Annotated in this window: 15 protein-coding genes; 5 read left to right on the top strand and 10 right to left on the bottom strand. The window is 70.5% G+C overall.

What is annotated here, in order from left to right; translation table 11 throughout:
* A partial coding sequence (locus VMV22_09970) for a DUF6531 domain-containing protein (protein HUY22655.1) occupies positions 1–3,897 on the bottom strand: 3,897 nt, incomplete at its 3' end.
* Between the two features lie 825 nt (positions 3,898–4,722).
* A complete protein-coding gene (locus VMV22_09965; GenBank protein ID HUY22654.1) occupies positions 4,723–4,983 on the bottom strand; it encodes a hypothetical protein in 261 nt (86 codons plus the stop codon).
* Positions 4,984–5,475: 492 nt separating this feature from the next.
* Between VMV22_09965 and VMV22_09960 the strand changes: the two genes are divergently transcribed.
* On the top strand, positions 5,476–6,879 hold the full coding sequence (locus VMV22_09960; GenBank protein ID HUY22653.1) for a replication initiator: 1,404 nt from the start codon (positions 5,476–5,478) through the stop codon (positions 6,877–6,879).
* Between the two features lie 325 nt (positions 6,880–7,204).
* Here VMV22_09960 and VMV22_09955 read toward each other — a convergent pair whose 3' ends face one another.
* The gene (locus VMV22_09955; protein ID HUY22652.1) at positions 7,205–8,353 is read right to left on the bottom strand and encodes a site-specific integrase; all 1,149 of its coding nucleotides are present in this window, start codon (positions 8,351–8,353) and stop codon (positions 7,205–7,207) included.
* A gap of 96 nt (positions 8,354–8,449) precedes the next feature.
* Positions 8,450–9,871: a type I glutamate--ammonia ligase gene (glnA, locus tag VMV22_09950; GenBank protein ID HUY22651.1), complete on the bottom strand. Its 1,422-nt coding sequence runs from the start codon at positions 9,869–9,871 to the stop codon at positions 8,450–8,452.
* Positions 9,872–10,195: 324 nt separating this feature from the next.
* Between glnA and VMV22_09945 the strand changes: the two genes are divergently transcribed.
* Positions 10,196–11,530 carry a glutamine synthetase family protein gene (locus tag VMV22_09945; protein HUY22650.1) on the top strand — a complete coding sequence of 445 codons (1,335 nt, stop codon included), beginning with the start codon at positions 10,196–10,198 and terminating at the stop codon, positions 11,528–11,530.
* A 72-nt stretch (positions 11,531–11,602) separates the two neighbouring features.
* A complete protein-coding gene (locus VMV22_09940; protein HUY22649.1) occupies positions 11,603–12,283 on the top strand; it encodes a response regulator transcription factor in 681 nt (226 codons plus the stop codon).
* A gap of 84 nt (positions 12,284–12,367) precedes the next feature.
* Here VMV22_09940 and VMV22_09935 read toward each other — a convergent pair whose 3' ends face one another.
* The 3 genes from VMV22_09935 to erpA all read right to left on the bottom strand — a co-directional run bounded on the left by VMV22_09935 (position 12,368) and on the right by erpA (position 14,801).
* Positions 12,368–12,745 carry a Rid family hydrolase gene (locus VMV22_09935; protein ID HUY22648.1) on the bottom strand — a complete coding sequence of 126 codons (378 nt, stop codon included), beginning with the start codon at positions 12,743–12,745 and terminating at the stop codon, positions 12,368–12,370.
* Positions 12,742–14,262: a 2Fe-2S iron-sulfur cluster-binding protein gene (locus VMV22_09930; GenBank protein ID HUY22647.1), complete on the bottom strand. Its 1,521-nt coding sequence runs from the start codon at positions 14,260–14,262 to the stop codon at positions 12,742–12,744. Before VMV22_09930 ends, VMV22_09935 begins: the two co-directional genes overlap by 4 nt.
* Positions 14,263–14,438: 176 nt before the next feature.
* Positions 14,439–14,801, bottom strand: a complete 363-nt coding sequence (gene erpA, locus VMV22_09925; protein ID HUY22646.1) for an iron-sulfur cluster insertion protein ErpA — start codon at positions 14,799–14,801, stop codon at positions 14,439–14,441.
* 138 nt (positions 14,802–14,939) lie between these two features.
* Here erpA and VMV22_09920 point away from each other — a divergent pair, with 138 nt between their 5' ends.
* Positions 14,940–16,100, top strand: coding sequence for a P-loop NTPase (locus VMV22_09920; GenBank protein HUY22645.1), 1,161 nt, complete (start codon positions 14,940–14,942; stop codon positions 16,098–16,100).
* Between the two features lie 37 nt (positions 16,101–16,137).
* Here the strand turns inward: VMV22_09920 and VMV22_09915 are convergent, their stop codons facing one another.
* The 3 genes from VMV22_09915 to VMV22_09905 are packed head-to-tail and all read right to left on the bottom strand — an operon-like array spanning position 16,138 to position 18,862.
* Positions 16,138–17,001: an MBL fold metallo-hydrolase gene (locus tag VMV22_09915; protein ID HUY22644.1), complete on the bottom strand. Its 864-nt coding sequence runs from the start codon at positions 16,999–17,001 to the stop codon at positions 16,138–16,140.
* The gene (locus VMV22_09910) at positions 16,998–18,047 is read right to left on the bottom strand and encodes a hypothetical protein (protein ID HUY22643.1); all 1,050 of its coding nucleotides are present in this window, start codon (positions 18,045–18,047) and stop codon (positions 16,998–17,000) included. Before VMV22_09910 ends, VMV22_09915 begins: the two co-directional genes overlap by 4 nt.
* Positions 18,044–18,862: an alpha/beta fold hydrolase gene (locus VMV22_09905; protein ID HUY22642.1), complete on the bottom strand. Its 819-nt coding sequence runs from the start codon at positions 18,860–18,862 to the stop codon at positions 18,044–18,046. Before VMV22_09905 ends, VMV22_09910 begins: the two co-directional genes overlap by 4 nt.
* 180 nt (positions 18,863–19,042) lie before the next feature.
* On the opposite strand from VMV22_09905, the gene VMV22_09900 reads away from it, so the two are divergent.
* Entirely contained in the window at positions 19,043–19,948 is a 906-nt protein-coding gene (locus VMV22_09900) for a DUF929 family protein (GenBank protein HUY22641.1), read from the top strand.
* Positions 19,949–19,957 lie beyond the last annotated feature (9 nt).

Below are 19,957 nucleotides of genomic sequence, written 5' to 3'. Positions count from 1 at the left end.
GCTACCGGTCGTGGTGACGGTCCCTAACCACAGCTCGACGTCTCGGGCCTGGGAGGAGTCGACCGAGTTGGTGAGCTTGCTCCATGTGGCCCCGCCGCCGGAGACCGACGACACCGTGATGCTCCCCGAGGAGACCTCTACGCTAAGCACTTCCGCGTCACCGACGGCCTGAGGGGAGACCGAGAGCGTGGTCAGGCCGTTGGCGCTGTTGTGCACAAAGGAGCCGACAGCGCGGATGGAGGTGTAGGCGTACTTGTCTACTGCGTTCGTGGCGCTCGTGCCGGTCGAGCCTGCCGACGTGGTTGTCGAAGCCACGTCGCCGTAGGTGTCGTAAGTGTAGGTGGTGATGTGCCCGTCGGGGTCCTGGACCTGGGTCAGGTCACCGTTGTGGCCGTCACCGTAGGTGTACGTGGTCGTCTCAGTGGGAGAACCTCCGACCCCTTTTACGACCTTGGTCAGTGCGTTGCCATCGGCATCGTAGGTGTAAGTGGTGACGATTCCCATTGGGTCAGTAACGGTGAGCGGCTCGTTCAACGAATTGTAGGTGTCCGTCGTGGTCTTGCTCAGGGCGTCCTTGGACGTGAGGACATTACCGTTCGCATCGTAGGTGTTCGTTGTGGTGTGCCCGTTTGGGTCGGTAACGGTGGTCTGACCGGCAACGACTGGATCATACGTATACGTCGTGGTTGCCGCGATCGACGTCCCCGACGCCTTGGTGGACGAAGTGAGCAGGTTGTTAGCGAAGTGCTCGACCGTCACGTTGCCGTGCGGGTCGGTGATGGTGGTGGTACCCCCGCCGACGGAAGAGTTGACCCCTGCGTAGGCGTAGGTCGTGGTCAGTCCCGCCGGGTCCTGCTGGGTGAGGATCCGGCCACTCGAGTCATACGTGTTCGTCACGTGGGTGCCGGCGTTCGGGCCCCCGGTTTGGCCATTGGGCCGCGTGACCGTGAGCAGCAGATGTTGACCCCCAGTGTCGTAGGTGAAAGACGTCACCTTCGTAGCCGCGTCGGTGATGGAGGTCAGGTTCCCCGAGGTATAGCCCAGCGTAATGCTCCGGCTGGGGTCGGACACCCCCGTGATGAGGCTGCCCGTGTAGGTGAAGATCAGCTGGCGTCCGGCGGGATCGGTGACGGTGGAGAGCTTCCCTGAGGTGTAGCTGAGGCTCGTGACGTAGCCGTTTCGGTCGGTGATCGAGCTCAGCTGACCGGTCGACGAGAAGGCAAACTGTACGTCGTCTTGAAGCCGGGTAAAGGTGTAGGTGCCGTCGCCGTTATGCACCAAGGTGGCGGGCGCCCACGACGGGGCGAGGAACCCACCCCCGCTCTGGGCGACGAAGGGAACCGTACTGCCGTTGTCTTCGGTTACGGTCGCGTTGCCAAGGGCGTCGGTAGCCAGGCTGGCGCCGTAATTGAAGGTCCAACCCGACCCCACCGCCGAACTCTGTGCGGCCGCGAGGGAATTGTACGACATCGAGAAGCTGAGAGGTATGCCCCGCCCGGGCACGGACAAGAGGTTGTAGGTCTCCCAGAAGTCCCCCGTGGCACAGTCGATGGGGTCGCCCTGGTTGCACACTTTGACCTGCTTTGAGACCAGGTTCGCTCCTCCGTAGCTGTTCGAACCCACGCTCGGTGCGGAAGGGCCGCCGCTGATCGAGCGGACGGCGTCGTTGTAACTGTCCCCTACCAGCAAGTTGCCTTCCCCGTCCAGGGCCACGCCTTCAGGAGAATAGAGCTCCGCGGAGGTGGCGGCTCCGCCATCGCCGGTGTAGCCGTAGTTGCCGTTGCCGGCCACGGTGTAGATGTCTCCGGCGGTCATGGCCACGCCGTAGAAGCTGGCTGTGGATTCCGCCACCACACGAATGGCGTCGTTGAAGGTATCGGCGATCACCAGGTTGCCCTGGCCATCCACGGTCACCGCGTACGGCAGGCTGAGCTTTCCCGATGTCGCCGCGCCGCCGTCGCCGGAATACCCCTGGCTGCTACCGGCCACGGTATAGATGTCACCGGCGGTCATCGCCACGCCGTAGAAGCTGGCCGTGGACTCCGCGACGACCCGAATTCGACTGTTGTAAAAGTCAGCGATCACTAGGTTGCCCTTGGCGTCGAGGGCTACGCCTTCCGGGAAGTCGAGCTTGGCCGATGTCGCCGCGCCGCCGTCACCGGAGGACCCTGACGTGCCGGTGCCGGCCACCGTATAGATGTCGCCGGCGGTCATCGCCACGCCATAGAAGGTGGCCGTGGACTCCGCTACTACTCGGATCACGTTGTTGTCGGTATCGCTCATCACCAGGTTGCCATGTCCGTCGACGGCGACGTACTGTGCGTTGTGGAGCTTGGCCGATGTGGCCGACCCGCCGTCACCGGAGTACCCAAAGGTTCCCGTACCGGCGACCGTGTAGATGTCACCGGCGGTCATCGCCACGCCATAGAAGGTGGCCGTGGACTCCGCTACCACTCTGATCACGTTGTTGTTGTCGTCGGCTATCACCAGATTCCCCTGTCCGTCAATCGCTATTCCCTGGGGGAAGTCCATCTCCGCCGAGGTGGCCGTGCCGCCGTCGCCCGAATAGCCATAGGCGCCATTGCCCGCCACGGTGTAGATGTCGCCGGCGGTCATCGCCACGCCGTAGAAAGTTCCCGTGCTGTGGGCCGCAGCGCGGATGACATTGTTGTCGCCGTCGGCGATCAACACGTTGCCGTGGGCGTCAACTGCCACACCCATGGGGAACCACATCTGTGCCGAGGTGGCGGTCCCTGAGTCACCCGAATAACTCACCGTGCCGTTGCCGGCCATCGTGTAGATATCCCCGGCGGTCATGGAGATGCCGTAGAAGGTGCCGGTCGAACCGGCCACGACCCGGACCCGGTTGTTGGCAGTGTCAGCGATAACGAGATTACCGCTGCCGTCGACCCGGGCGGTCTGAGGTGACGAAAGCTTGGCCGAGATGGCCGCACCGCCATCTCCTGAATATCCAGCGGTACCGTTGCCGGCCACCGTGTAGATGTCACCGGTGGTCATGGACACTCCGTAGTAGGAGCCCGTGGCTTCGGCCACCACTCGAATCACATTGTTGCCTCTGTCGGCAACTACAAGGTTGCCGTGAGAATCCGTGGCGACATCTTCCGGGAGGTACAACTTTGCGGACGTCGCCGCACCGCCGTCGCCGGAGTACCCAGAGCTGCCCGTGCCGGCCACGGTGTAGATGTCGCCCGCAGTCATAGATTGCCCGTAGTACGTGGCGGTCGTCTCCGCCACCACGCGAATGCGGTAGTTGAATGTATCGGCGACGACGAGGTTGCCGTTAGCGTCCAACGTCACGCCCTTTGGCTGTCCCAATTCGGCCGAGGTCGCAGCACCGCCGTCTCCCGAATATCCGGCGGTACCGTTGCCTGCCACGGTGTAGATGTCGCCCAAGGTCATGGATATCCCGTAGAAGGAGCCCGTGCTCCCAGCCACGATGCGGACACGGTCATTGTAGGTGTCTGCGATGACGATGTTCCCATTGGCATCGACCGCCACCGAATAGGGGTAGCGGAGCTCTGCCGATCTGGCCGCGCCGCCGTCGCCCGAGTACCCAAGAGTGCCCGTCCCGGCCACGGTGTAGATGTCACCGGTGGTCATCGAGACCCCGTAGAAGCTCGCCGTGCTCCCGGCGACAACCCTGATCGCGTGGTCCGACGTGTCTGCGATGACCAAGTTCCCATGGGAGTCGATCGCCTGGGACTGAGGTGTCGTCATGTTCGCAGATGTCGCCGCACCTCCATCACCGAAATAGCCGGTGCCACCGTTGCCTGCCACCACTGTCTCGCTGCCACTGGCTGGATCCACCCGGCGGATGAGATTGGCGTTGGAGTCGCCCACGTAGACCCGACCACTGCTGTCGAAGGCGACGCCCAATGGTTCTTGCCCGAGCGATGTTGCCGGTCCCACTCCAGGACCACCGGCAACGGTTGAGATCGTTCCCGACGCTGATGCAAGGGTAAAATGACGCAAGGCTTTGCGCGCATTGCTCTGAGGAGAGGCCTGCAAGGGCGCGACCTGCAATGCACCCACTAGGACCGTTAGAGAGCACAGAAGGCCGACAACCCCGCGTGCCACCGAGTTGTGGCGCAGCAGAGTCCGCTCAACGTGAGATGCTCGCCGAAAGTGATTGCCTTTGGCTTTCACCTGTCTGATCCCCCGGTCTGGTGGCACAGCTCACCCGGGCGACTCTCGCGAAACCGGCGACTTGAGCTCTGAGGCTCAACTCTCCGACCAGACAGCGAGTGCTTGGATCAGCCGACTACCGCTTGATGTGGTGCTCGCGCCACTCTGTGCGTCTATTTGCTACGCGGTCAACCACCATCTCCCCAACAGAGCTAATGACTTCTCAACAGGTATCCCAACGACCCCGCCTGACTCATTGACCTCAAGGAGATTCAATCGAGCTCGAGCCAGACGCACTCCCACGTAGACGTTGCATTTGCCGGCCTCGATCTTCCGTAAAGAGAGTCCTCACACACCCTGACGAACGGCACCTGACGAACGGTCCTGACGAACGGTCTCCCGCAGGTGCCCACCCTGCCGGGCGTTCGACCTCTTGTGCGGTGCCGCCGGCCGGGCGCCGTAGAGCGCCCGGCCGGTAACGGACACCAGACATCAGGAAAGTGGGATTCCTGAAATGATCATCGGACTTTGGCCTCGAGGATCTGAGAGCCCCGAGAAACCGAGGACCACGAGCTCTCAGCTGTCGACCAAGATCCTGGTCCGTTCAGCCAGCACCAGGACACTGAGGGCCAACTCGCCGACGGCACTGGTCGCCCCGCCGGCGAAGAGCTCCCGGAGCTGGTCATGGGCGAGGAGCAGCTCGTCGAAGGCCACGGCCACAGGCCCCGTCGTCGCCCCGGACCGGGTCTTGGCCTCCTGGACCCCCATGACCGCCAAGGCGGCCTCCCCGTACGCCAAACAGGCATCGAGGCCCCCAACTTCGAGCTCACCTGCCATTTCCGCATCCTCCACCCTGGACGTCGCGCTCTCGGGGACCGGAGCGACGGTCCCCCGTCGCTCCCTACGAGCCAAAGCGCCGAGGAGGCGGTCGGGTCAAGGGACAGGCGCAGCCTGAGCGAGGGGGCCGGTCCATGCCCTCGGCACCGCCATCTCCGGGATCAGCGGCATGGAGCGGCGCCGGAGCGTGCCCTTGAGGCGACCGGGTCCTCGGTGCACACCTCACTCGACTCGGGTCCAAAGCCCCAAGGCGAAGGGGGATGCCCGAAATCGGGTCCGACGCCGCCCAGGTCAGCGGGTGACTTTTCCCAGATGAGGTCCCAGATGAGGTTTCGGATGAGGTCGGATTGTCATCGTTCGGCCAGTGAAACCAATCCGCACCCGGTTCCGGGCCGACAATATGGCAACGTCGTCGCAGGTCGGAGTACAACTTTTCGCGTGTGACGTTTCATGTGACGTTTCGTGTGACGGTCGGTCTTCATAGTGCGGCCCATGACGCCGCAAGAACCCGACACCGTGCTCGGCGATCCCCGGATCGACGACATCCTGGCCCGCATCAGCGCCCCCGGGGGCTACCAGGCCTTCGCCGAGACCGTGAAGCGAGCCGGGTGCTGCCGGCGCCCCGTCCGGCTCAAGGGCCGCATCACCAAGGTCGGGGGAGCTGTCCCGGTGGTGAGCTTCGCAACCAGGGACCTCCCCGACGGCGTGCTCCTGAAGGCCTGTGGGTCCCGACGGGAGACCCTGTGCCCCCCGTGCGCGTCTGTCTACCGCGGTGACGCCTTCCAGCTGGTGGCGGCCGGGCTCAGGGGCGGCAAGGGCGTCGCCGAGTCGGTGGCCGAGCACCCGGCCGTCTTGGTGACCCTCACGGCCCCGAGCTTCGGCGCCGTCCACCGCCGGGGCCACGACGGTCGGTGCCACCCCCGGAAGCGGCGCTGTCCGCACGGGGCCATGACCTGTGCGAAGCGTCACGGCGAACACGACGGCATCCTCGGCCAGGCCCTGTGCCCGGCCTGCTACGACTACGAAGCGGCGGTGCTCTTCAACCTGACCGTCTCCGAGCTGTGGCGGCGCACGTCGATCTACGTGCTGCGAGCCGTGGCGGAGCTGGCGAGCGTGTCGGTGCGGGAGGTGGGGCGCCTGGTGCGGCTCAGCTACGTGAAGGTCGTCGAGTTCCAGCGCCGGGGATCGGTCCACGTCCATGCCGTCATCCGCCTCGACGGGGTCGAGGGACCCGAACAGCCCGTGCCTCCCGGCTTCGACGCGCACATGCTCGGCCGGGCCGTGGCCATCGCCGTGGGCAAGGTCCACGCCCCCGTCGCCGGCGACCGCGGACCGCACGCCCGCCGGGTCCGCTGGGGGAGACAGCTCGACGTGGCCCCGATCACGGAGGTCGCCAACCGCCGGGCCCGGGCGGCGGCCTACCTGGCCAAGTACTCCACCAAGACGAGTGACGGCCGGGGCCTGCTCGACCACCGGCTCCGGGCCGGGATCCCCGAGCACATCGGCCTCCCGGCCCAGCTGCTGCGTCTGGTGGAGAGCGCCTGGACTCTCGGAGGACACGAGCGCTATCGCGAGCACCACCTGCGAGCCTGGGCCCACACGCTGGGCTTCCGGGGTCACTTCGCCACGAAGTCGCGGCGGTATTCCACGACCTTTGGGGCACTTCGCTCCGCCCGACAGGCATGGCGCGTCGCCCGGGAGGACGCCCTCGAGGCGAAGGCCGACCCCGACCCCGAGGACGAGCTCGTCGAGGTCAGGGCGTGGGAGTTCGTCGGGATGGGGTACGCCACCGAGGGTGACGCCTGGCTGGCGGAAGGCCTCGCTGACAATGCCCGGGTCGCTCGCCGGGCCATGTACGAGGACCGGGCATGCGAGTGGCGGAGGGTGGCGTCGTGACGATCGATCACCGCGACACCAACTCGAAGCACGCGGAGAGCGTCTCGGATGCCTGCACAGAGGAGACCCTAGAGTTCATCACCATCCCTGAGTGGTGTCGGCGAGTGGGATGCTCCATCGACACGGGATACCGAGTCGCCCGCCGCGACAACATTCCGGGGTTGTTCCGCATCGGGCGCCTGATGAGGGTGAACTGGTCGGCCTTCGTAGCGACGACAGATCCGGCGCAAAGGGCGCCCGAAGTCGAGGGTTTGTCACTGTGCGGTGGTCGTCCGGAAATCGAGGGACGACCGAGCCCACGCCGATAACGAGAGCCAGTCCGGCGTCAACTGCTCTTCGGCAGCGCCTCCGGAACCATGAGCTGGCCGAGTGTGGCAGCAGCCTGACGGTCCCGCTCCTGCAGCGCATGGGCGTAGACGCGCAGGGTGATCGTGGGGTCCCGATGGCCCAGTCGCCCCGCCACGATGGCCAGGTCGTAGCCGGCGGCCAGAAGATTGCTGGCCACGGCGTGGCGCAGATCATGGAAGCGCACGGTCGGATGTCCCAAGCTTTTGGCCAGGCGGCTGAAGCGATGCGTCAAGGTGTCGGGCGCCAGTGGCGTCCGACCGGTCGGATCCTCGGTAAGGATGTACCCGTCGTCACGGAGCTTCACGCGAGCGGCGGCGGCCCAGCCCTCGGCTCGGCGGCGGTGCGTGTCGATCACGGCCAGTGTCACCGGATCGAGCGAGATGCGCCGGTCCTGGTGCGTCTTGGTCGGGCCCACAACGAGCTGGCGGCGCTCCTCGGCCCGCTTGATGGCGCGCTCGACGTGGAGGAACATCCGCTCACGGTCGACGTCGGTCCATCGCAGGCCCATCAGCTCGCCCCGTCGGCAGCCCGTCAGGGCCGCCAGCATGATGGCCGCGCTGAGGACGGGGTCGGACTCGTCGGACTGCTGCACCAGCATCCGCACCGTCTCGACGTCGGGCACGGACATACGCCGATTGGGCACGGTGGGGACCGTGAGGAGCGGGGCGATCGACGCTCCCACGAGGCCCCACTTGACGGCCTGGTTGAGCGCCGCGCTCAACACCGCATGGTGGGCCTTGATCGTGGCCGGCGACATCCCGCTGTCCAGCCAACGCCTGTAGGTGTCGTCGACCTGATGAGGACGGAGCTTGTCGAGCCGCGTGGTGCCGAACGCATCGGTCAGGCGCCGAACCTTGACGGCGTAGTTGCGGATCGTGTCGGGCTGACGATGTGCCCTGACGTGCTGCATCCAACGCTCGAGGTACACGGCTACCGTCGTACCCCCGACGAGCGGAGCCGTCGGGTTCTCGGCTTCGGCGATGAACTTCGAGAGTTCGGTGTGTGCCTGTCGCCGTGTCCCGCGGAACGTCCGGGACGCCTGTCGAGGCTGGCCGTCCGGCCGGTACCCGACGACCACGCGCAACCGCCACACGCCGGACCGCGTCTCGGTCATCGTCCCCTTCACGGAGAGGATTCTAGACGCGTCCTAGTCCCGAACCCTCCAGCGGAGCGAGGCGTTCGACAAAAGCCCAGCGTATCGGGCTATTTGTCGATGGCAAATCTAGATGTCGTAGTAGAGCATGAACTCCCACGGGTGCGGCCGGAGGCGCACCGCGTCGACCTCGTTGAGCCGCTTGTAGTCGACCCACGTCTCGATCAGGTCGTCGGTGAAGACCCCGCCGGCCTTCAGGAAGTCGTGGTCGGCCTCGAGCGCGTCGAGCGCCTCGTCGAGTGACGCCGGGACCTGGGGAACCTTCTTGAGCTCCTCGGGCGGCAGGTCGTAGAGGTCCTTGTCCACCGGGTCCGGCGGCTCGATGCGGTTCTGCACACCGTCGAGCCCGGCCATGAGCATGGCCGAGAACGCCAGGTACGGGTTGCACGAGGGGTCGGGGCAGCGGAACTCGACGCGCTTGGCCTTCGGGCTCTGCGAGTACAGCGGGATGCGGCACGCCGCGGACCGGTTGCGCTGCGAGTACACCAGGTTCACCGGCGCCTCGTAGCCTGGCACGAGCCGCTTGTAGGAGTTGGTGGTCGGCGCCGCGAAGGCGAGCACGGCCTGAGCGTGCTTCAGCAGCCCACCGATGTACCAGCGGCCCATGTCCGACAGCCCGCCGTAGCCTTCGCCGTAGAACAGCGGGTTGCCGTCCTTCCACAGCGACTGGTGGCAGTGCATGCCCGAGCCGTTGTCCTGGAAGAGCGGCTTCGGCATGAACGTGGCCGTGTACCCCGCGGCGCGGGCCACGTTCTTCACCACGTACTTGTAGAGCATCAGCTTGTCGGCCATGACGAGCAGCGTGTCGAACTTCATGTCGATCTCGGCCTGGCCGGCGGTGGCGACCTCGTGGTGCTGCACCTCGATCTCGATGCCGAGCCGCTCCATGGTGAGGATCATCTCGGAGCGCAGGTCCTGGAAGTGGTCCGCCGGCGGGACGGGGAAGTACCCCTCCTTCGGCCGGATCTTGTACCCGAGGTTCGGACCCTCGTCCCTCCCCGAGTTCCAGTGCCCCTCGACCGAGTCCACCTGGTAGAAGGCGTGGCGCTGGTCCTGTGAGTAGCGCACGTCGTTGAAGATGAAGAACTCGGCCTCGGGCCCGAAGTAGCAGGTGTCGGCGAGCCCCGTCGTGCCGAGGTAGGCCTCGGCCTTGCTGGCCACGTAGCGCGGGTCGCGCGAGTAGGGCTCCAGGGTCACGGGGTCGCGCACGAAGCAGTTGACGTTCAGCGTGCGGTGCTCGCGGAAGGGGTCGATGACGGCCGTGTTGGGGTCGGGCATGAGCAGCATGTCCGACTCCTGGATCTCCTGGAAGCCACGGATCGACGAGCCGTCGAACCCGAAGCCCTCCTCGAACACGTCCTCGGTGAGCTGGTGCGTGGGGACGGAGAAGTGCTGCATGAGGCCGGGCAGGTCGACGAACCGGACGTCCACGATCTCGATGCCCTCGTCCTTCACCAAGCGGAGCACTTCCGCCGGGGTCCGCTGCTGCACTGGTCCTCCTCGTCCTCGGGTCTGCTGGTCTGGTCGGCGGCCGCCCGGCTCGAAGGCCCGGGCCCGCCACGGCGGCACCATCGTGGTGGCTGGCACGCCGACTCACAAGTCCGCGCCGGCGCGGCGACCCGGCCGAGCCCGGCACCGCCCGGCACCAGCATCCCACCGGCCGGTTTCCCCCGGTTTGCCCCTGTGTAAACGGCGTATGAACTGGTCCGCAGTCCCCGTCCACCCCTGCGACACTGGAGGGGCGGGCCGGGCCCTCCGGGGGCGGCCCGACGGACCTCGACCCACCCGGCACACGAGCCACCCAGTGGAGGCGACATGCGGAGCCAGCAGGAGTACGTGCTCAGGACGGTCGAGGAACGGGCCGTGCGCTTCGTGCAGCTGTGGTTCACCGACGTGCTGGGCACGGCCAAGACCTTCGCCATCACCCCGGCCGAGCTCGAGAACGCCCTCGAGGAGGGCATGACCTTCGACGGCTCGGCCATCGACGGGTTCTCCCGCGTGCAGGAGAGCGACGTGCTCGCCCGGCCCGACCCGAAGACCTTCCAGATCCTGCCGTGGCATCCCGACGAGGCGCCCGTGGCCCGGGTCTTCTGCGACATCTTCAACCTCGACGGCACCCCGTTCGAGGGCTGCCCCCGCCACGTGCTGCGCCGGACCCTCGACCGCGCCCGCGAGCGGGGGTTCACGTTCTTCGCCTCGCCCGAGATCGAGTACTTCTACTTCGCCAAGCCCGACGCCGGCGGCCCGCCGGTGCCCCTCGACAGCGGGTCGTACTTCGAGCTCACCGCCACCGACGTGGCCAGCACCCTGCGCAAGCGCAGCGTGCTCACCCTCGAGGAGATGGGCATCCCCGTCGAGCACGCCCAGCACGAGGACGCCCCGAGCCAGCACGAGATCGACCTGCGCTACACCGACGCCCTCACCATGGCCGACACCGTCATGACGGTGCGCCTCGTGGTCAAGGAGACCGCCCAGCACGAGGGCGTGCACGCCAGCTTCATGCCCAAGCCCCTCGCCGGCGTGCAGGGCTCGGGGATGCACACCCACCTGTCGCTGTTCGAGGGCGACACCAACGCCTTCTACGACGCGGACGACCCCTACCGCATGTCGAAGGTGGCCAAGGGGTTCACCGCCGGCCTGTTGCGCCATGCGCACGAGATCACCGCCGTGACCAACCAGTGGGTCAACTCCTACAAGCGCCTCGTGACCGGGTACGAGGCGCCCATCCACGTGTCGTGGGCCCGCAACAACCGCTCGGCCCTGGTACGCGTCCCCGTGGTGAAGCGCAACAAGCACGAATCGACCCGCGTGGAGTACCGCTCACCCGACACGGCCTGCAATCCCTACCTGGCCTTCGCGGTGATCCTGGCGGCCGGCCTGAAGGGCATCGAGGACGGCTACGACCTGCCCCGCGAGGCGGCCGCCAACCTCTTCACCATGACGGCCGAGGAGCTCGCCGCCGACGACATCCGTCCCCTGCCCGGCAGCCTCAACGAGGCCGTGGCCGAGATGGAGCGGTCCGAGCTCGTGGCCGAGACGCTGGGCGAGCACGTCTTCGAGTGGTTCATCCGCAACAAGCGGGCCGAGTGGGCCGCCTACAAGACCCACATCAGCCAGTTCGAGCTCGACCGCTACTTCCCGCTGCTGTAGCGCGGACCGGCCGGGCGCCAGGAACCGGGACGAGGACCGAGGACCGAGGACCGAGGAGAGACACGACAGCCGATGGAGCCGTTGCTGTGCTACCCCGAGCCGTTCCCGCCCGAGCTGGCGCTCGTGCTCGAGCGCGCCGGGTACCCGTGGAAGGCGGTCGCCCGGCCCGAGCACGCCGAGTCCGACGAGCCCGAGGACGGGTGGGCGGGCGCGGTGGTGTGCGCCGAGCCCGACGCCACCGGCGCCTTCGCCCTGTGCCGGCTGGTGCGCGCCCGCGACGTGCCGCTGCGGCCGTTGCTGCTCGTCGTCGGGCCCACCCAGCTCGCCGACCTGCAGCTGCGCGAGGACCACTTCGACGACTTCTGCGTGCTCCCGGCGCGCGGCGAGGAGATCGCGGCGCGCCTCGCCCACCTCTTCTTCCGCACCGGCCGGGGGTTGCGCACCGAGCTCATCGAGCACGGGCCGCTCGTGCTCAACCTCGAGACGTACCAGGCGGCCGTGGCGGGCCGGGCCCTCGACCTCACCTACATGGAATACGAGCTGCTGCGGTTCCTGGCGGCGCGACCGGGCAAGGTGTTCACGCGCGAGACGCTGCTCAGCCGGGTGTGGGGCTACGAGTACTACGGCGGGGCCCGCACCGTCGACGTCCACGTGCGGCGGCTGCGGGCCAAGCTCGGCGAGGAGCACGCCCACCTGATCGAGACGGTGCGCTCCGTCGGCTACCGCTTCGGCCACGGTTCGTGGGCGCCCTGAGGCTCATCCACTCACCGACGCACCACGCACCGGGTCACGACCCCACGGCTCTGCGAGGCTCCGGCGGTGCCGCCGGCGCCGGGGTCACCCCGGGCTGAAGGCCTCCCCGGCGTAGGCCCAGGCCTCCACCTCGACGAGCGCTCCCATGGGCAGCGCGGCGACGCCCACCACCGACCGGGCGGGGCGGTGCTGGCCGAGGGCCCCGAGGTAGACGGCGTTGAAGGCCGCGTAGTCGGCCATGTCGGCCAGGAAGACGGTGGTCTTCACCACGTTGGCCCATCCGAGGCCGCGCCCGGCGAGCAGCGCGCCCACGTTGACGAGGGCCTGGCGGGCCTGCGCGTCGAACCCGCCCTCCACCAGCTCGGGGCCGTCGTCGCCCTGGTGGATGCCGAGCTGCCCGGAACACACCAACCACTCGCCGGCGCGAAGCGCGGGCGAATAGGGACCGACGGGCGTGCTCACGTACCACCTCCTGGATCGACGGGCCACCGCGGGGCGAGCCCGGCCGCCAGCCACGCGGCCGCGGCCACGGCTGCGAAGACGGTATCCCCGGCGGGCAGCGCGGGCCGGGGATCGTCCTCCACGACGACCTCGACGGCGGGCATGTCCCGGGCGGCGATGATGCCGAAGGAGCGGATGGTGAGGTCGAGCACCGTCCCGGCGTCGTCGACGGCGATGCCCTCGGTGCGGACCCAGCCGAGCGCCTGGTGCACCGCCCCCACCGCGTAGGAGCGCAGCACCACCTCGTCGAGCACCTCGCCGGCCGCCACCGACACGTGCACCGACCCCGAGGCGTCGACGGTGGCGGTGGCCCGGGCCCCGGCCGGCGACCGCACCGTCACCGGATGGCCGGGCCCGACCGCGCCGGCGTCCCGGGCGCCGAGGGCGGCGAGGAGCACGGCGGCCTCGGCCCAACCCGCGGCCCGCAGCTGCGCCGAGACGGGCGGTCCGGTGACGGCGACCTCCTCCACCACCAGGGCGGGCGCCGCCGACGTGAGCGCCTCGACCCAGGCGCCGAGACCGGGGGACCCGGGGGTGCGGCCCACCCGCACCACGCCCGACCCGTCGGCGCGGACACCGGCGGCGACGGGGGGCCGCTTGGGCCCCAGGCGCACGACGTCCTCACGGGAGAACACGACGCGCACCGGTCGGCCGTGCTCGTCGGCCAGACGGCGCGCCGCGGCGGCCGCCACCGACGACAGCTTGCCGCCGAAGGCACCGCCGTTGGCGAGGGGCGAGGCCGGCTCCCCGCCCGGCGCGCACCACGAGGCGTCGGGCTCGAGGTACGCGGGCTCCACGAAGGTGGTCTGCAAGGTGAGCGCCCAGTCCCCGGGCGCGAGCTCCACGGGATGGCGCAGCGCCACCGTCGAGTTGCGACCCTGCACCTTGCCGGCCAGCGCCCGGGCCGCGCCCAGCGTCTCGGCCACGGCCCAGCCCCCGTCACCGTCGGGCACGGCCACCAGGGCATCGGCGGGTGCGCCGTCGTCGGCGAAGCCCCCGCCACCCTTGGCCACGTCGGTCCCCACCACCTGCGGCGTGCCGCCTTCGAGGGTCGCCCGCCGGGCGGCGGCCGTCAGGTCGCGGCCCGCTCCCCCGGCCGGTGCCAGCGCGCGGGCGGGTGCGGCCGGTGCCAGCGCGCGGGCGGGCGCATCAGGCGCGGCGGCCGCAGCCGGTGACGCGGCGTCGTACACGCGGCGCGCGGCGTCGAGGATGGTGCGCCAGCCCGTGCAGCGGCACAGGTGGGCGAGCAGGGCGCGCTCCACCGCGGCGTCGTCGGGCGAAACGTGGCGCGCCCCCAGCGCGGCCAGGCGCATGACGATCCCCGGGGTGCAGAAGCCGCACTGGCTGGCCCCCACGGCGGTGAACGCCTCGGCCCAGGCGTCCAGAACGGCGGGGTCGAGACCGTCGAGGGTGGTGACGTCGCGGCCCGCCACGCGCCGGGCCGGGGTGACGCACGCCACGCGCGGGGACCCGTCCACCCAGACGGTGCAGCACCCGCACTGGCCCTGGGGGCTGCAGCCGTCCTTCGGCGAACGGTTGCCGACGCGGTCGCGCAGGACCTCGAGGAGCGACGCTCCGTCGTCGGGAACCTCGACCTCGGAGCCGTCGAGGCGGAAGGAGAGTGTCGGCGCCGGGCCCGGCGCGAAGGGGTGGGTCAGCTGAAAGAGGAGCCGCAGCCGCAGGTGCGGGTGGCGTTGGGGTTGGAGATGTGGAACCCGGCCCCCTGCAGGCCGTCGGTGTAGTCGAGGCTGGCGCCCTTCAGCAGCTCGGCGCTGGCCGTGTCGACGGCGACCTTCACCGTGCCCTGGGTGGCCACGACGTCGTCGTCGGTCAGCTCGGAGTCGAAGAACATCTCGTAGCTGTAGCCCGAGCAGCCGCCGGGGCGGACCGCCACGCGCAGGACCAGGGAGTCGTTGCCCTCCTGGGCGATGAGGTCGGTGACCTTGGCGATAGCGCCGTCCGTCAGCGTGATCGCGCTCGGCTTCCTGCCGATGCTGACCGAGCTCGTCGTGGTCACGGCGCTGCCTCCCGTCGCTCGTCGTGGCACCCGTCGGCCACCCGTGGCCGGCGTGGCGAGCCCGCACCGGCCTCCCACCACTGTACCCGGCAGGCTGCTCCGGCAGATCCCGCCCAGGTGAACGGTAGGATCGGGGGGGTGCCCGACCCGCTCCCGCCGCCCGACGAGGAGGCGGTGCGCGTCGCCCTGCTGGGCGTGATCGACCCCGAGCTCGGCGACAACATCGTGGACCTCGGCATGGTCCGGCGGGTGGCCGTGGCCCCCACCGGGCGCGTCGAGGTGGAAGTGGCGCTCACCGTCGCCGGCTGCCCCCTGCGCACCCAGCTCCAGACGGACGTGGTGGCCCGGGTCGGGAGCCTCCCCGGTGTCGACGCCGTCGACGTGGTCATGGGGGAGATGGACGCCGACGAGCGCCGGGCCCTCATGGACCGGGCCCGCAGCAAGGCCCAACAGGACCGGGCCCTGTCGACCGACATCCCCGCCACCGCCCGGGTGCTGGCCGTGTCGTCGGGCAAGGGCGGGGTGGGCAAGTCCTCGGTGACGGTCAACCTGGCCGTGGCACTGGCACGGCGGGGGCTGACCGTGGGACTGCTCGACGCCGACATCTGGGGGTTCTCGGTGCCCCGCCTGCTCGGGATGCAGGGCGAGCTGCGCGCCGAGGGCAAGAAGATCATCCCGCTCGAGAAGCCGGTGGGGCCGGGCGTGCTCAAGGTGGTGTCGATGGGTTTCCTCGCCGACGAGGACTCCGCCATCATGTGGCGCGGCCTCATCCTCAACCGCGCCGTCCAGCAATTCCTCGAGGACGTCCGGTGGGGGGACCTCGACTACCTGCTCATCGACATGCCCCCGGGGACCGGCGACGTCCAGATGGGGTTGGCACGGATGCTGCCGCGCACCGAGGTTCTCGTGGTGACGACGCCGCCGCTCGCCGCCCAGAAGGTGGCCTCGCGCGCTGCCGACATGGCCCGCAAGGGGCATCTGCGCGTGGCGGGCGTCATCGAGAACATGTCCTCGTTCACCTGCGACCACGGCACCACCTACGCCCTGTTCGGCGAGGGCGGCGGGGCGCGCCTGTCCGCCGAGATCGGCGTGCCGCTGGTGGGCACCGTGCCCCTGCACCCCGCCATGGCCGCCGCCGGCGACGCCGGCACCCCGGTGGCGCTCGACGGGGACGTGATGGGTGCGGCCTTCGACGCCCTGGCCACCCGGGTGGCGGACGACATCGCCCCGGTGGTGGAGTTGGCGGGCTGCACCGCCCGCCTGCTCGACCGGGTGGAGGCCGCCCTCGGCGACGCCTAGCCCTTGCCTGGCCCCGGCCGTCAGATCCGGTGAGCCGTCAGGGGACGGCGGCCCAGGCGGCGGCGATGTCGGCGGGGTCGTCACCGTGGGCCCGGCCCTCGTCCCCCAGTTTCCGGAGGTGGGCCCACAGCGAGTAGCGGGCCACGGGGTAGAGGGCCTCGTGCACATCCGCGTAGACGGTCGGGACGAGCTCGTCGACGGTGGCGCGCCCGGCGGCGTCGAGAGCGCCGACCACCACCGCTTCCCGGCCCAGCCGGTGCTCGACGATGCCCTGCAGCGCCGCCGCGGGCTCCGGCAACAGCGACCCGTGGCCCGGGGCGATGGTGGCGATCGGCGGGTCGAGTGCCAACAGCCGGCGCAAGCTGGCCAGGTAGTGGGCCATGTCGCCGTCGGGGGGCGCGATCACGACGGTGGACCCCTGCATGACGTGGTCACCGGAGAAGAGCATCTGCTCCTCCACCAGGAGCCAGCACAGGTGGTTGGAGGCGTGGCCCGGGGTGTGCAGGGCGCGCAGGGTGAACCCCTCCCCGGCGAGCGTGAACCCGTCCCCCACGTCGCGGGCGGGGACGAAGCCGTCGCGCGCCGAGAAGCCCAGCACCTCGGCGCCGGTGCGCGCCGCCAGCCCGGCCGCGCCCGGCGCGTGGTCGGGGTGGGTGTGGGTGACGACGACCCAGCGGATGCGCCCGTCCCCGAGCTCGGCCAGGGCGTCGAGGTGGCCGGCGTCGTCGGGCCCGGGGTCCACGACGGCCAGCTCGGTCGTACCCACGAGGTAGGTGTTGGTCCCGGGCCCGGTCATCATCCCCGGGTTGGGGGCCGTGGCCCGCGCCACCAACGCCGACAGGGCGACGGGCCGACCCGGCTCGGGGGCGGCGGCGGGCTGGCGCGCCAGCGCGGTGGTCATCCGCCCGGCCCCGCGGGCGGGGCGACGTCTGCAGGCCCCCCGGGCCCGGTTCCGGATCCGGTCGACTCGGCGCCCGCAGGCCCGGCGGGCTGGGCCCGGTCGGCGCGGCCATCGGCCCCGACGGTGCGCACGATGGCCCCCACCTCCGACGGCGACAGCGACCGGCCGGCCTCCGACGTCGCTGCGCCCGCCCCCACCGCCTCGTCGTACCCCGGGTCGCCGGGCAGCAGGATGCGGAACCCCCGCTCGTCGGACACCACCCGGGGGAGCACCGTGGGGACGCGCTCGACGGCGGCCGCGGCGGCGAGCAGCTCGCCGCTGGTGGTGAAGCGGCTGATCGCCTCGAGGTTCTTCATGGTGGGGAAGATCAGGTCGAACTCGCCGGCGGCGGCGCGGGCCAGCGCCTCGTCGGGTCGCACCCACACGGTGGCCACCGTCTCGTAGTCGTCGTGGATGGGCTCCTGGCCCGGGGGGAGCGCGGCCACGAAGAACCGGGTGTCGTAGCGCTTCGGCGCGGGCTCGGGCGTGATCCAGTGGCTGAAGTAGTGGACCCGGTCGGTGGCCAGGCGGAGCCCGGCGTGGCGGCAGGCGTCGAGGAAGCGCACCTCCCCCGCGTTCAACGTGGCCCGCATGGCGGCCAGGCGGTCGCGTGCCGCGGGGTTGGCGGCGACGAGGGTGGCGTCGTCGCCGACGCCGTCCCCCCGGTAGGCGAGCAGGACGCCGGCCTCCTCGAAGCACTCGCGCAGCGCCGCCACCCAGAACGCCAGGCCGCCCGACGGCACGCCCAGCATGGCGCTGGCCTCGGCGTCGCTGCGCCGGGCGCACGCCTCCTCGGCCGCCACGGTGCGGTCCTCGTCGTCGACCTTCCCCCCGGGGAAGACGTAGGCGCCCCCCACGAAGTCGGAGTCCAGGTGGCGCCGGAGCATGCACACCTCGAGCGCGGGCCCCGTGTCGGCCGTGGCGTCGCGCACCAGCATGATGGTGGCGGCGTCCCGGGCCGGCACCACCGGGGGCGGCGGCGCGGTGGCCGGGTCGGCGTCGGTCACGAGACGGTGGCGGCGACCGGGGAGCGCCGGCGGGCGAGGGCGTGCTCGACCACGCCGGCGTCCACCATGGCCCGCAGCACCACGTCGGCGAGCCGCCACGGGTCGGCGATGAGCCAGCTGTGCGTCCCCGGCACCACCTCGCCGCGGACACCGGCGGCGCGGCACAGCGCGGCGAAGGCGGCATGGGGGACGAGCCGGTCGCGGTCGGACCACACGATGGTCAGGGGCACGCCCCGCGCCGCCACCGCGGCGGCCTGCCCGAGCAGGTCCGCACGGCGCGCCACATGGGCCACCCGCCACATCGCCCGCGGGTTGTGGACGAGGTTCGGCAGCGCGCCACCGAGCACGGCGGGGACGACGCGCGTCACCGCCGACAGGGCGAAGAGGTCGGCGCCGAGGTCGCGGCCCCATTCCCAGATGGGACGGTCGGCCATCGGGCGGTACTCGGGGATGCTGCCCCGATGGGGCCCGCCGACGGCGTTGCACAGCACCACGCCGCGCACGAGCTCGGGGAAGTCGTGGGCCAGCTGCAGCGCCACCCCGCCCCCGAAGGAGTGCCCCACCACCATGACGGGCTCGCGGACGCCCCCGGCGTCGAGGTGCTCGGCGGCCCAGCGGGCGTAGCCGGGGAAGGTGGTGTCGTCGGCGCCCAGGGCGGGGGTGCCGCCGAAGCCGGGCTGGGCCGGCGCCACCACGGCGCAGCCGATGTCGGCCAGGTGGCGCACGGCGCCGGTGTAGGCGAGCGGGCCGACGCCCCACCCGTGGAGGAACAGCACGGGTGAGCCCTCCCGCACCTCCCCCCCCGCGCTCCCCACGGCGAGAAATCTACGTGCCCGAGCCGGCCGGCACCATCGCCGAGCGTCGGATCCCACGAATGGTCCGTTCCCCGGGGGGCGCCTGTGAGCCCGCCCGGCGCGTGGATAGGCTGTCACCTCCTCGGTCCGGGCGTGGCGACGGCAACCGGCGCCCCGGCCGAATGCGCGGGCACCTCGACGATGGCGACAACGCAGGTCAACGGCACCGACGACCAGTCCCCCGCCGCCCCGACGCGCCATCGTCTCCCCATGGCCCTGGTCACGTGGGTCTTCGTGCTCCTGATCCTGCTGGTCGTGGTGGTGCTCCTCGTCGTGAAGGTCACCCGGGGGACGACCACGGTCACCCCGCCGCCGGTGGCGCCGGCGTCGTCGGCGGCGGTGCGCGCCGTGGTGTCGGTGCCGGCCGCGGTGTTCGACGCCGTCGGCGCCCCGGCTGCGGGCGACCCCGGGGAGGCCGTCCTGTCGGGCCAGGCCCCCCTGACCATCGGCGGCCGACCGGCGGTGGTCTTCGTGGGCGCCGAGTTCTGCCCCTACTGCGCCGCCGAGCGCTGGGCCCTCGTCGCCGCGCTGGGCCGGTTCGGGACCTTCACCCACCTGGGGGCCACGTCGTCGTCGAGCGCCGAGGTGTTCCCGGGCACGCCGACGTTCAGCTTCGAGGGCGCCACCTACCGCAGCCGCTACCTCACCCTCGCCAGCGTCGAGGAGTACAAGGGCGAGCCCTCGGGCACGGCCCCGGCCGGCTTCCCCCCGCTGCACGCGCCCACCCCGCTCGAAGCGGCCCTCGTCCGGCAGTTCGACGGGGCGCCGTTCGTCCCCGGCACGGGCACGCTGCCCTTCGTGGACGTCGCCAACCGGCTGGTGGTGTCGGGGGCGGGCATCGGGTTCTCGCCCGGCATCTTCCAGGGGTCGTCGCTCGAGCAGATCGCCCAGGGGCTCACGAGCCCCACCAGCCCCGTCACCCAGGCGGTCCTGGGCGCGGCCAACAGGCTGTCGGCGGCGATCTGCGCGGCGACGGGGGGCCGGCCCGCGGCCGTGTGCAGCTCCCCGGGCGTCGAGGCCGGGGCGCGCCGGATCGGGCTGCAGTGACCCGCTGAC

It is taken from the genome of Acidimicrobiales bacterium, assembly GCA_035531755.1.
Taxonomy (GTDB): domain Bacteria; phylum Actinomycetota; class Acidimicrobiia; order Acidimicrobiales; family UBA8190; genus DATKSK01.
The sequence above is the reverse complement of the archived record's forward strand: the minus strand, read 5'-3'. Positions and strand labels throughout refer to the sequence as shown.

What these genes read in the sequence shown, in the direction of transcription:
- VMV22_09965 (HUY22654.1), bottom strand. Translation starts at nt 4,983, where the DNA reads ATGGCAGGTGAGCTCGAAGTTGGGGGCCTCGATGCCTGTTTGGCGTAC.
- VMV22_09960 (HUY22653.1), top strand. Translation starts at nt 5,476, where the DNA reads ATGACGCCGCAAGAACCCGACACCGTGCTCGGCGATCCCCGGATCGAC.
- VMV22_09945 (HUY22650.1), top strand. Translation starts at nt 10,196, where the DNA reads ATGCGGAGCCAGCAGGAGTACGTGCTCAGGACGGTCGAGGAACGGGCC.
- VMV22_09940 (HUY22649.1), top strand. Translation starts at nt 11,603, where the DNA reads ATGGAGCCGTTGCTGTGCTACCCCGAGCCGTTCCCGCCCGAGCTGGCG.
- VMV22_09915 (HUY22644.1), bottom strand. Translation starts at nt 17,001, where the DNA reads ATGACCACCGCGCTGGCGCGCCAGCCCGCCGCCGCCCCCGAGCCGGGT.
- VMV22_09900 (HUY22641.1), top strand. Translation starts at nt 19,043, where the DNA reads ATGGCGACAACGCAGGTCAACGGCACCGACGACCAGTCCCCCGCCGCC.